Origin of the sequence: Flavobacterium sp. N2038, assembly GCF_025947185.1 — a bacterium.
Lineage (GTDB): Bacteria > Bacteroidota > Bacteroidia > Flavobacteriales > Flavobacteriaceae > Flavobacterium.
Genome location: NZ_CP110001.1, coordinates 2,197,613 through 2,210,215, shown reverse-complemented (window position 1 = coordinate 2,210,215; position 12,603 = coordinate 2,197,613). Strand labels below are relative to the sequence as shown.

Sequence of the window (12,603 nt, the reverse complement as noted above, 5' to 3'; positions counted from 1 at the left end):
AATAAAAAATAATTGTAAAAGAAAACCTGTCGCAATAACGACAGGTTTTTTTTATTTCTAAGATTTCAAAATTACTTAATAATAATTTCTTTTTTAGAATGTATCCTAACCACTGTATAAGGATAAGTAATCACTTGTGTTACCATAGCATCCGCAGCAGGGTTATTTTCTTTCACAGTAATAATAATATTTTGATCTGTTTCTTCTACTTTTTCAATACCTATAGAATAACCTCCGGTATTTTTTTCGCCCATATTCAAAATAACATAATTAGAGTTACTTATATTATCCTGTTTCATTTTGTCGGCCAAAAGCGGATCATTTTCGAGCATTTTGATTTCATTTGGTTCTGTCAAAATCTCAAAAAACTTAATATTTCCACCACCATCAGTTTGCTCGGTCAAAACTTCATACAGTGCTGTAGAACTTGCTGTCTTTTTTGCGCCACAGGAAACCAAAACAAAAACTATTAAGATCGAAATTACTTTTTTCATTTAGGTTAAATTTTAAAATTTATGATTTTAGTTTTTGTAATCATCAATTGCCTTTTGATATAATGCTTCATATTTTGGAAGTATATTTTTAATATCAAACTTTTTAGCAACCTCTAAAGCGTTTCTTTTAAACTCCAGCAAAGTTTCATCATCTTTTAGAATTTTAATTGCATTTGCGGCCATTTCTTCAACATTTCCAACGTTGCTTAAGTAACCCGAAACCCCATCAAAATTAACCTCAGGCAAACCGCCAGAATTACTGGAAATCACGGGTACACCAAGAGCCATAGCTTCTAAGGCCGCCAAACCAAAACTTTCTGTTTCAGAAGGAAGAAGGAACAAATCGGTCATGCATAAAATCTTGTCAATCTCATTACTGTTTCCAAAGAAAATTACTTTATCGTAAATCCCTAATTCCATACATAAAATTTCGGCCTTTTCTTTTTCAGGGCCATCACCCACCATCATCAGCTTAGCAGGCATTACTTTCTGAATATTATAAAAAATCTTAATGATATCCGGAATACGTTTTACCTTTCTAAAATTACTAATATGCGTAATGATACGTTCATTCTCTTTTGCCATTACATAACGATGACAAGGTGCATCCACATCCTTTTTAACTTTATCTAATTCAATAAAGTTCGGAATCACCTTAATTTTATTCTTAATCTTAAATAACTTCAAAGTATCATCTTTCAGACTTTGAGAAACTGAAGTCACATAATCTGATTTATTAATACTAAACGTTACCGCAGGTTTATAAAAAGGGTGATTTCCTACCAGTGTAATATCTGTACCGTGAAGCGTTGTAATCATCGGAAGATCAATTCCTTCATTTTTCAGCATTTGCTTCGCCATATAACCCGCATAAGCATGTGGAATTGCATAATGTACATGAAGAACCTCAATCTTGTATAATTTCACCATATCAACCAATTTACTTGACAAAGCCAACTCATAAGGCTGATAATGAAAAAGAGGATATTCAGGAACGTTTACTTCGTGATAATGAACATTTGGATTCAAAAGTGCCAACCTAACCGGCTGACTATAAGTAATAAAATGTATTTCGTGTCCGCGTCTGGCTAATTCAAGACCTAACTCAGTGGCTACTACCCCACTACCGCCAAACGTTGGATAACAAACTATAGCTATTTTCATGGATTAAATTTAATCCTACGAAAATACTCAAAAATAGCGGTTAAATTACCGATTAAATTGTTAGATTTTTGTAAATCTTAGATTCATCAGAGTATTAGATTGTTAGATTAAAGAATCGACTATATCTTTATTTTTTTATACAGAGCAGAAAAATCAGTTTTCAAAAGAAGACCTCGTCCCGCTGTCCGCTATATCTTTTGCACCGAACACCGGCACAAAAGGATACCGCTTCCATCGGGGCTAGATGATAATTTTTCGTATTTGCAAGAACTTGCTTAATCAACTTTGTCAAAGTTTTCTATTTGCTAGGATCATGAACAGAAATCGGACAGGTTTTAAAAACCTGTCCGATTTAATTCACTAAATATTAAAAACAAAAAAAGGCACAAAACTCAAGTTTTATGCCTTTTAAAATATACTATAAATTTCTCTTAGAAAAATCTGCTGTGCCAGCTATCGGCAGCAGGTACTTCCCAAGATTCATTAAATTCTTCAATATTGTTTACAAGATTATTAAAAACAATTGTATTCTCAGACACCGATTTATCTTTAACCATCTTTTTAAAATCAATTAATGGCTTGTGCGCAATATGCTCACCAAGTTTAAAAGTTACGTTCATTTTATCTAACAAATCAACGTCATATTTTTTCTCTAAACTCTGAATAAATTCCACAGAACTATCTATAGAACATCCGGTTGCAGCCTGTACTTCCTGATTAACGGCTAATATTATAAAACGGTTGTATTTCAACAAAAACGAAGCTTCAAGACTTGTTCCATGAGCCGCCCATTCTTCTACAAAAGCTTTTAAATCAGTTTCAATTTCAGAAAATTCCCCATCAGAAAATTTTCTGTTCGATTGGTAAATCCAAATTCTTGATTCACCAGGTAAATTTTCAAAAGGTATATACATTTTATTTTTTGTTTATTTTGTTTGTTTTGTTTCAGGTTTCAAGTTTCAAGTTTTACGATAACGCCTTTGTCCCTTTTGAACCTTTGCAACTTTGAGCCTTATTTATAAATCCTGTGCATTTGCAATTAGCTCAGCGATATCCATTACCTTAACAGAAGCCTCTTTTTCCTGATGTTTAATACCATCTGTTAACATCGTATTACAGAACGGGCAACCCGCAGCAATAATGTCCGGTTTTACTTCCAGTGCATCTTCGGTACGAAGTACATTTACTTCCTTATTTCCAGGTTCAGCATCTTTAAACATTTGCGCTCCTCCGGCTCCACAACATAAACCATTTGCTTTAGAACGTTTCATTTCAACCAATTCAACATCAAGCTTCTGAATTAAATCTCTTGGAGCTTCGTAAACTTTATTAGCACGTCCTAAATAACAAGGATCATGAAAAGTAATTTTTTTCCCTTTAAACTGCCCGCCTTCAACAGTTAACCTTCCATCATCTATTAATGATTTTAAAAACTCCGTATGATGAATAACTTCATAGTTACCACCTAATTCAGGATATTCATTTTTCAAGGTATTAAAACAATGCGGACAAGCCGTAACAATCTTTTTTGCCTCATATGCATTTAGAACCTCGATATTCATCATGGCCTGCATTTGAAACAAAAATTCATTTCCGGCACGTTTTGCAGGATCTCCGGTACAACTCTCTTCAGTACCTAAAACTGCAAATGAAACATTGGTACGATTTAAAATACGCACAAATGCTTTAGTAATTTTTTTTGCTCTATCATCAAAACTTCCGGCGCAACCAACCCAAAATAAAACTTCTGGTTGTGTTCCCTGGGCTAGCATTTCAGCCATTGTTGGCACTACTAAACTTTCTGACATCTTCTTTTGTTGTTAAATCGGTTAATTGTTTATTTGGTTAATCGCTCTCTTTCATAACCTTACTAAAAACCTTACTATTTTATTATCAATTAAACGATTAAACAAATAACCGTTTAAACTATCTTAATTCTCGTTTTTCCAATTTAAACGGTCTTGTTGGCTATATTGCCAAGGTGCACCGTTATTTTCAATATTAGTCATCATTGCATTTAGTGACATAGGAGCAGCACTTTGTTCCATCACCAAATAACGACGCATATCCATAATAATAGACAATGGACTAATATTTACCGGACATTCTTCTACGCAGGCATTACATGATGTACAAGCCCACAATTCCTCTGGTGTAATATAGTCGTTTAACAATGTTTTATTATCCGGAACAAAAACACCTTTATTCGCATCAATATTTTTTCCAACTTCAGTCAAACGATCTCTTGTATCCATCATAATTTTACGAGGAGACAATTTTTTTCCGGTTTGATTTGCCGGACATGAAGACGTACAACGTCCACATTCTGTACATGTGTAAGCATTTAAAAGCTGAACCCAGTTTAAATCCTGAACATCACTTGCCCCAAATTTCGCAGGAGCTGCGTTTTCATCCACCGGAGCTGCCGCAAACGGATCTGCATTTGGATCCATCATTAACTTTACCTCTTTGGTAACTGACTCCAAATTATCAAACTGACCTTCTGGTTTTAAATTTGCAAAATAAGTATTTGGAAACGCTAAAAGAATATGTAAATGTTTTGAAAAATATAAATAGTTCATAAAAACCAAAATACCTACAATATGCAGCCACCAAAATACTTCAAATAAAAGTCCAACTAACTCATTAGATGTACCATTAAAAATTGGAGCTATAAACTGACTTACGGGATAACTTCCTGCTTTATGAAAATGAGAATATCCGCCCGGAACATTTTGCAAATGCAAATCAGATGCATTCATTAATAAAAACAAAATCATCAAAACGGTTTCGAAGTACAAAATATAATTTGCATCACTTCTGGGAAATCCGTCAAGGTCTTTATTAATAAAACGCTTTAATCTTATTACGTTTCTTCTGATCCAAAAAACAACTACAGCAAAAATTACCAGAATTGCCAATATTTCAAAAGAAGCAATTAAAACATCATAAACTACACCCAGATAAGGTGCAAAAATTCTATGCGTTCCAAACAATCCATCAACAATGATTTCAAGTAGTTCAATATTAATAATTATAAAACCTACATATACAAAAATATGCAGTATTCCGGCAACAGGGCGTCTCACCATTTTTGATTGTCCAAGAGCAATCAATGCCATGTTTTTCCAACGAGCTTTCGGATTATCTTTTCTATCAACATCTACCCCTAAATTAACGTTTCGGATGATTTTTTTTACGCTCGCTGTAAAAAAACCAAAACCTACTACAAGAAGTATGGCGAATAAAATATTATCTAAATAACTCATTCTGATTATTTTTTAGTATTTGAATTAGTATCTTCAGCAGGCGCTACATAAGGCTTGTTTTTCTTTCCGAAAAGTGAAACGTTTACATAACGGGTTGGATATAGACGAACATCCTGTAATAACAACTCTAATTCTTTTGAAGTCTTAGCCAGATTATTATACAATGCTTCATCATTTAATATTTTTCCTGCTGTACCTTTTCCTGAATTCAGATTGCTCATTAAAACATCAACTTTAGCTAAAGTCTGGTTTAAACTGCGCACTGTTTTTCCTAAATCGGCTTTGTTTAAAGAATCAGATATTTTATTAAAGTTGCTTGACATCTTATTTAAGTTTGTCACTGCACCATTAATCTGACCTTTATTAGTATCTAAGATAGAATTTAAACTGCCTGAAGCTTTATGGAATTGCACCATTGTCTGGCTCAGCTCAGCTATAGTTTTCTTTAAATTTTCCTGTGTATTTTTATCCAGTGTATTGTTTAATCCTGAAACAAGATTATCAATATTTACCAGCATTTTATCCAGTTTTTGCTGAATTGGTTCGATTTTTCCTCCTAAAGATTCGGTCAATCCAAGCTCAACAGATCCAGCTAAAGTTTGTCCATCAACTACAGGATCTTTATCTGTAAGATTAGGAATAATTTTAATTTGTTTCCCTCCAATTAAACTTGGAGAATATAAAGCAGCTGTACTCGTTTTTGAGATTGGAAAATCTGTTTTTAACTGAAGTTCAACTAATAATTTACCTGTAGTTTCATTAATAGTAATCTTATTAACCTTACCAATTGCAAGTCCATTTATGGTAACAGGCGCTGAAGATCCTAAATCTTCAACATTATCATATTCTACAAATAATGTTTTGTAATTAGTAAAAAGGTCTCTGCCTTTTAAAAAACTATAGCCCCAAATAAATAATAAAATTGCCGCGATGACTAAAATAGCCGTTTTAATTTCTCTTGTTAGTTTCAAAATTCTAAGTGTTTGTACAAAAATAATATAAATATTCGAACTTGTGACTTTTATTTAGTCGCGTCCTGGATACTGATTTTCTCCCCATCTTTAGTAGCAATTAAAAATGCAGCGCCATATCCTTTAGTTTTAGCTTCTTGCAAATATTTCTTTGCTTCTTCATAATCTGAAGTTTCCTGATAGAAATATTTATAGATATTATTCTCATAAAGCATCGTAACATTTTTTAAGCCTTTGAAATTTTTTGGTTCCAAAGGAGTTTTCTTGATACTTGCAATAAGCTGTACTTTAAAAAAAGTTCCTTTTACAGCATTTTTAGCCGCTGTAGTCGGTTCTGTAGCTTTAGGCTTTTTAGGAGTTGAAGTATCTCTTGCCGGTCTTACATCTGCCAATTCCGGAACTCCCGAACCAAAATATTCGCTTTTATAACTTAAAATTGCTTCAGCAATTGCTTTTGCAATATCATTTTGTCCTTCTTCAGAATTCAGAATATTTCCTTCTGTAGGATTTGAGACAAAGCCTGTTTCAACTAATACTCGAGGCATATACGCTTTGTGAAGTACCATAAACGGCGCTTGCTTTACCCCACCATGTCTCAGTTTTTTTCCAAGTTTATCAAAATTATCTTCAATTTTACTTGCCAGTGAAATACTGTTATCCAAATATTCTTCCTGCATCAAAGTCATTCCAATCATTGATTCCGGAGAATTTGGATCATATCCTTCGTATTTACGTTTATAATCTTTTTCCAGAGTAATAACCGAGTTCTCCTTTTTTGCTGCTTCAAGATTTGATGCTACTTTACTTAGACCCATTACATATGTTTCTGTTCCGTCTGCTGCAGTATTTTTATTAGCATTACAATGTATAGATACAAAAATATTCGAATTTGCGCGGTTAGCAATATTAGCTCTTTCGACCAAATCAATAAAAACATCCGTTTTACGAGTGTAAATAACATTAACATTTGGACTAGCTTCCAATATTTTTCCCACTTTAAGCACAATAGCTAAGGCAATATTTTTTTCAATCCTGCCACTATAAACTGCTCCAAAATCGTGATCACCATGTCCCGCATCAAGTGTTACTTTAAAAACATTCCCCTGACTATAAGCGCAAAGTGAAATTATTGTTAGAAAAAAACTAAAGAATAGCCTAGTTTTGTTAAATATGTTCATAAATCTAAAAGTTAATTTTAATAAAATGCAACTGCTATAATTTTTGCAATTGATTATTTTTGCCAAAAAATTATATGTAAGTTTGACATGTCAAAAAACAAGCCATACTTTTACAAAAATAGCATTTAAACCTTTGCATACAAACTTATTTAATATCGTTTTGTTATCATTTTTCCTAACTCTAGGATGTGGTAATGTATATTCGCAAGAGATAAAACCTAAAAAAAAGCCTTTATCAACTGTAAAACAAACAGATAAACCAAAAACTGCTACAGTTGATACTATTAAAGTAGACAGCATCAAGCCTACAAAGACTTTTCTTGATGGAAAAGTAAAATATAAAGCTAAAGATTACGCTAAAATAGATCAAAAGAAAAAACTCATTACATTATATAATGAAGCCGAACTATATTATAAGGATGTAGAATTAAAATCTGGTATAATTGTTTTGGATTATGCCAACGATGAAGTTTATGCCGGAAGAATAAAAGATTCTGCCGGAGTTCTGGTTCAGTATCCAAATTTTAAACAAGGTGCCAGTGAAGTACAGCCGGATTCTATACGTTTTAACTTTAAAACAAAAAAAGCTTTAATATACAATTCAAGAACTGAACAAGGAGAATTTAAAATTAAAGCTGCGGTTACCAAAAAAGAAAATGACTCTGTTTATTTTTTAAGAGGCGCACGTTTCACAACCTCTAAAGATGTTGATAATCCGGAATATTATTTTCAAACTAACAGGGTGAAATTTGTTCCAGGAAAAAAAGTTGTTACTGGCTTAACCAATATGGTTATTGCCGACGTTCCTACTCCACTTGCACTTCCGTTTGCTTATTTTCCAATGAGTGAAGAGAAAAGTGTTTCCGGAATTATCATACCTAGTTATAATGATTCTAATACCCGAGGTTTCTCGTTACAAAATGGAGGTTACTATTTTGCTTTAAGCGACAATTACGACTTAACCGTTTTGGGAGATTATTATACAAATGGTAGCTACGCAATGCGTTTTGAATCTGCGTATGCAAAAAGATACAAGTATAGAGGTAATGTAAATGTACGCTTTGAAAATTTGATAAACAGTGAAAGAGGTTATCCGGATTATTCAAAACAAAACATTTACAACATTCAGTGGACACATTCTAAAGATACTAAATCAAGCCCGAACTCCAGTTTTTCTGCTTCCGTAAATATGGGTAGTAGTAAATACTTTAAGCAATCTATTAATCAGGCTAACGTGGGATCTAACTTAAATAACACTTTAAGTTCGTCTATCTCATACAACAAAACCTTTAACACGATTCCACAGGCAAGGATTTCATTAACAGCAACACACTCGCAAAATACCCAAACTGAAGTGATCAACATGACACTTCCTTCGCTTCAGGCAAGTATTGACCGTGTTTATCCTTTTGTTGGAAAAGATGGCGTAAAAAAAGGTTTCATAAAAAACATCAACTTACAATATAATTTAAGTGGTAAAAATAACTTTGTAACAACGGATTCTTTGTTCTTTAAACCGCAAATGTTTAAAGATGCTCAAATAGGTATGCAACATACTATCCCGTTAAGTACAAACTTTAAATTGTTCAAATATTTCAGCGCAGGTGCTTCTACCAATTATCAGGAAACCTGGGTAACCAAAACAATTGAAAAAAACTATGATGACAGTGTCAACAAAGTAGTAACAACAACAGTCAATGGTTTTGATGCTTTTAGAACTTACAATTTCAGCACAAACTTAGGAACTACCATTTATGGTACTTTTAATTTTGGTGACGACAAAAAAATTCAATCCATACGTCACGTCATGCGTCCTTCTGTTACGTATGCGTATACACCAAGTTTTGAAAAATACTACAACAGTTATGCTGTTGATGCTTCTGGACGAATTACAACAGAATATACGCGATTTGAAGGTGGAGTATATGGAGCTCCAGGAAAAGAAAACTCAAACATTGTTGGTTTTGCTTTAAGCAATACTTTTGAGGCAAAAGTCAGAGACAGTGACAGCACTAAAACAGAGCCTAAAAAAATGATGTTGTTAAACAACTTAAACTTTAGTACCAGCTATAACTTTAATGCCGACGGAAAGCAAGTTTTAGCATGGCAACCTTTGCTTATAAGTGGTGGAACGCAATTTTTTGACAATAAAATGAACATGAATTTTGGCGCTGTATTAGATCCTTATGCAATTGACAACTCAGGAACCAAAATAGACAAATTTAACATTGACAATGGAGGAAGTTTATTTAGAATGACCAGTGCCAATGTAACTTTGAATTATTCTTTCAGCAACAAAGGTGTCAAGGATAAAAAAAACACCCAAAGCCAGCAGAATGGTGGACGTAGCGATGATTTATTTGGTACAAATACGGACCTAAACGATAGTAGAAACAGTCAGTTTGCAAACGAAAAAGACGATGATACAGATGTTATAACCGAATTCTTTAGCTCAAAGCTTCCTTGGGATATGACAATGGCTTATTCACTAACATACTCTAATGTAAACAGAGAGAATAAAATCACAGGAAACTCTATTATGATTTCTGCCAATATGGATATTACTCCAAAATGGAAAGGCGGAGTCTCAACCGGTTATGACTTTGTACAAAAAGGAGTTACTTTTACACAATTCCGTTTTGAGAGGGATTTATTAAGCTGGAGAATGGCTTTTAACTGGACTCCTCTTGGAACAAACTCAAACTGGAACTTCTTTATTGGAATTAAATCTGGTGTCTTAAGTGATATCAAATGGAATAAACGAAGCGCTTCTAATCGATAAACTACTTTCGAATAAAAATAATTCATTATGAAAAAAATCATCTTTACCGAAAAAGCCCCGGCTCCTATCGGTCCATACAATCAGGCTGTATTATCAGGAAATACACTTTATGCTTCCGGGCAAATTGCCATAAATCCGGCTTCCGGAGAACTTGTAACAGACAATATCAACGACGAAACAAAACAAGTTATGGAGAACATCGCAGCAATTCTGGAAGCTGCAGATATGACTTTTGAGAATGTGGTTAAAGCAACAATCTTTATCATGGATATGAATAATTTTGGTGCAATAAATACAGTTTACGGATCTTATTTTAACGAAAAAACCGCTCCAGCTCGTGAAACGGTTCAAGTGGCTTGTTTGCCAAAAAATGTAAATGTTGAGATCTCTATAATTGCAATAAATTAATCATTTGAATACATCGCTCTGCACAGAAAGAGTAGTGATCTATTTGAAGAGGGACCAAAAGTCCCTCTTTTCTATTTCATTTAAAGATGAAATTTTAATCATCTACTATTTCTTTTCTACTATCATGATCTAAATCGTACATATACCATCGTATCCATAATATTTCCGATACTCCAAACCTATTCAAGTGCTAAAAAACGGTATTCAAATAGCGTACTTGGAGTTTTGGGGATTCTATTAATAATTTTTAAAAAGTGATCTTTTAAATTTTTAAAAACTAACCATCCATTTTTCTTCAGGAAATGCCTTATACTCATTCAAATATGAACCTAAATCTAAGTAGCAACTCCCTTTAAAATCAAAATTTCTACCTACTCTTCACATTTATATTAAAATGTCTTGACAACGATTTCAAACATTCTCTTTTAGAAATTAAAATCTTTATTAGTCGCTCAAACAACACAGTATTTTAATTTATGTACTTGCCTTTTCTTTAATCTTTAGTGATAATCTGAAATATTTTTTTTTGGATCACCAAAGTTTTTTTTTAATTTTATATACAAAAAATCTTACTTTTTATTATTTTTAAATAGATAAAAAACCTACATTTATATCAATTATAAATTTTATTTAATTCTTATTAATAATCATGTAGTACTATTTATCAACTCTAAAAAACCAAAAAGCATGTTAAAAAAATTAATTACCTATTTATTACTGTCAATACTTGTTTATTCTTGTCAAGAAGAATCTAGTGAGCAAAGTTCTTCCGTTTCTCTAAAAAATACAAAAAGCGGTACTGTTATTAATGGTCGATTTTATTTTTCTTCAAAAGAAGATTTAAAAAAAAACATAACTGATTACAAATTAATGGACGAAAATCAACTTGAACAAAAATTTAAAGAACTTTACAATAGTAATTTTCGTTCTCATACTCCAATTGTAAACCCCAAAGATGAAGCGTTAATTAATCTATTAAATAATAATCATAAACTTCCAGGAATCTACTCAAAAACCGCAAACGAAAGACTTGACTTTTCAGAAGAAGAAGAAGAAGAAGAAGAAGAAGAAGAAGAAGAAGAAAAACAAAATTTTATTTCTGACCCTTATTTTGCTGCTGTCGTAAACAGTGATTATGAAATCATAGTTGGCGATTCAATTTACAAAATTACAACAGATCTAGGTGTTTTGGCCTCGCGAATAAAAGATTATGACAATCTCCGTAAATATTACTTAATAAACTCTTTATCGGCAACACAATCACTTCCCGTATCAGTAATGCCACCAAGTAGATCCCCATGTGAAATTCGAACTGCTCTTGGCGGATGGACAGATACTGGTTACCCAGGCGTTGTAAGATACATGGCTCCATATGACCCAACAGAATGCAATTTCACACCAAGTGCACCAAATAGCCCTAAACCACCTCAGCTTTCAGAAGACGAAATATTGCAAAACAAGATCAATAATTTGCCTATATGTGATGGCTTACGGGATACCAGTTGGTTTCAAAGTTTATTTGGAACTAATAGGTCATGTATCAATTATTTTGACAGCAACCATAGAATCAAAACTGAATTTTGGAATCAAAGTTGGGGAATATACAGTTCAATAGGTGTACAAGCTAGAGTGCAAACTAAAAAATTAGGAATATGGTGGAAATCTCAAGCAGATGAACTGCATTTAGGCATAAATAGGGTATATTTAAAATACAGCTATCCGGATCCTAAAATTGACACCTACAATCCATTCACACCTAATCAATTACCTCCAGTATATATGTATAATAATAATTATCAAGTTTTAGGAAGTGATAATAATTTTAGGCTAGTTAATGTTAATTCTGGTAGCGGTTTACCATTTTTTAGATTTAATTCTGATAATATCCTAAACATATATATTCGCCAACTGCCAAATCCAAATTACCAAATAAATAGTGAATCAAATATTAAAGAATTATATAAATTAGGTATTAATTTTTTAAAACAAAATGTCAACAGTGGTGCTAGAAAAGAGTTTGTAGTTACTAATCAAAAAAATGCAAACGAAATTGAAGTATTATATTTTGGTGAAAGATATAAATCTATCCACACCAATCAAATTGAAAGAAAATTTGACAAGCAAATACTAGATTTTTTAATTGGATATTCTACTAATACAAATTCAAGTCCTCCTTCCAGTAACAATCCTAATGGAAATAAAGCCAGCGATAATTTTTCATTAAAAATAGCAAAAGGGCAAAACTTTAGAAATTACACATACTATGAACTAGATTTCTATGCATTAGGCCGTCGAGACAATATATGGAGCGGTAATAGAATGAATAAAATTTAATCA

The 12,603-nt window shown here is 32.6% G+C and carries 10 protein-coding genes; 3 read left to right on the top strand and 7 right to left on the bottom strand.

Features of this window, described 5'->3' with window-relative positions; translation table 11 throughout:
* Positions 1 to 71: 71 nt before the first annotated feature.
* From OLM51_RS10030 to OLM51_RS10000, 7 genes are all read right to left on the bottom strand, one after another.
* On the bottom strand, positions 72 to 494 hold the full coding sequence (locus tag OLM51_RS10030) for a protease complex subunit PrcB family protein (RefSeq protein ID WP_264554175.1): 423 nt from the start codon (positions 492 to 494) through the stop codon (positions 72 to 74).
* Positions 495 to 521: 27 nt separating this feature from the next.
* Positions 522 to 1,658: an N-acetyl-alpha-D-glucosaminyl L-malate synthase BshA gene (gene bshA / locus OLM51_RS10025; protein ID WP_264554174.1), complete on the bottom strand. Its 1,137-nt coding sequence runs from the start codon at positions 1,656 to 1,658 to the stop codon at positions 522 to 524.
* A gap of 431 nt (positions 1,659 to 2,089) precedes the next feature.
* A complete protein-coding gene (locus OLM51_RS10020; RefSeq protein WP_264554173.1) occupies positions 2,090 to 2,572 on the bottom strand; it encodes an ABC transporter ATPase in 483 nt (160 codons plus the stop codon).
* 102 nt (positions 2,573 to 2,674) lie between these two features.
* Positions 2,675 to 3,466: a (Fe-S)-binding protein gene (locus OLM51_RS10015; protein WP_264554172.1), complete on the bottom strand. Its 792-nt coding sequence runs from the start codon at positions 3,464 to 3,466 to the stop codon at positions 2,675 to 2,677.
* Positions 3,467 to 3,589: 123 nt separating this feature from the next.
* Positions 3,590 to 4,927, bottom strand: coding sequence for a (Fe-S)-binding protein (locus OLM51_RS10010; RefSeq protein ID WP_264554171.1), 1,338 nt, complete (start codon positions 4,925 to 4,927; stop codon positions 3,590 to 3,592).
* A gap of 5 nt (positions 4,928 to 4,932) precedes the next feature.
* Positions 4,933 to 5,898: an MlaD family protein gene (locus OLM51_RS10005; protein WP_264554170.1), complete on the bottom strand. Its 966-nt coding sequence runs from the start codon at positions 5,896 to 5,898 to the stop codon at positions 4,933 to 4,935.
* 50 nt (positions 5,899 to 5,948) lie between these two features.
* On the bottom strand, positions 5,949 to 7,076 hold the full coding sequence (locus tag OLM51_RS10000) for an N-acetylmuramoyl-L-alanine amidase family protein (protein WP_264554169.1): 1,128 nt from the start codon (positions 7,074 to 7,076) through the stop codon (positions 5,949 to 5,951).
* Between the two features lie 82 nt (positions 7,077 to 7,158).
* Here OLM51_RS10000 and OLM51_RS09995 point away from each other — a divergent pair, with 82 nt between their 5' ends.
* From OLM51_RS09995 to OLM51_RS09985, 3 genes are all read left to right on the top strand, one after another.
* The gene (locus OLM51_RS09995; protein WP_264554168.1) at positions 7,159 to 9,858 is read left to right on the top strand and encodes a putative LPS assembly protein LptD; all 2,700 of its coding nucleotides are present in this window, start codon (positions 7,159 to 7,161) and stop codon (positions 9,856 to 9,858) included.
* 27 nt (positions 9,859 to 9,885) lie between these two features.
* Entirely contained in the window at positions 9,886 to 10,266 is a 381-nt protein-coding gene (locus OLM51_RS09990) for a Rid family detoxifying hydrolase (protein WP_264554167.1), read from the top strand.
* A 687-nt stretch (positions 10,267 to 10,953) separates the two neighbouring features.
* Positions 10,954 to 12,600 carry a hypothetical protein gene (locus tag OLM51_RS09985; RefSeq protein ID WP_264554166.1) on the top strand — a complete coding sequence of 549 codons (1,647 nt, stop codon included), beginning with the start codon at positions 10,954 to 10,956 and terminating at the stop codon, positions 12,598 to 12,600.
* Positions 12,601 to 12,603: the final 3 nt, after the last annotated feature.

Bases quoted from the DNA above. Each gene is read 5' to 3' on its own strand.
- OLM51_RS10000 (WP_264554169.1), bottom strand. From the start codon at position 7,076: ATGAACATATTTAACAAAACTAGGCTATTCTTTAGTTTTTTTCTAACA.
- OLM51_RS10015 (WP_264554172.1), bottom strand. From the start codon at position 3,466: ATGTCAGAAAGTTTAGTAGTGCCAACAATGGCTGAAATGCTAGCCCAG.
- OLM51_RS09990 (WP_264554167.1), top strand. From the start codon at position 9,886: ATGAAAAAAATCATCTTTACCGAAAAAGCCCCGGCTCCTATCGGTCCA.
- OLM51_RS10010 (WP_264554171.1), bottom strand. From the start codon at position 4,927: ATGAGTTATTTAGATAATATTTTATTCGCCATACTTCTTGTAGTAGGT.
- OLM51_RS10020 (WP_264554173.1), bottom strand. From the start codon at position 2,572: ATGTATATACCTTTTGAAAATTTACCTGGTGAATCAAGAATTTGGATT.
- OLM51_RS09985 (WP_264554166.1), top strand. From the start codon at position 10,954: ATGTTAAAAAAATTAATTACCTATTTATTACTGTCAATACTTGTTTAT.
- bshA (WP_264554174.1), bottom strand. From the start codon at position 1,658: ATGAAAATAGCTATAGTTTGTTATCCAACGTTTGGCGGTAGTGGGGTA.
- OLM51_RS10030 (WP_264554175.1), bottom strand. From the start codon at position 494: ATGAAAAAAGTAATTTCGATCTTAATAGTTTTTGTTTTGGTTTCCTGT.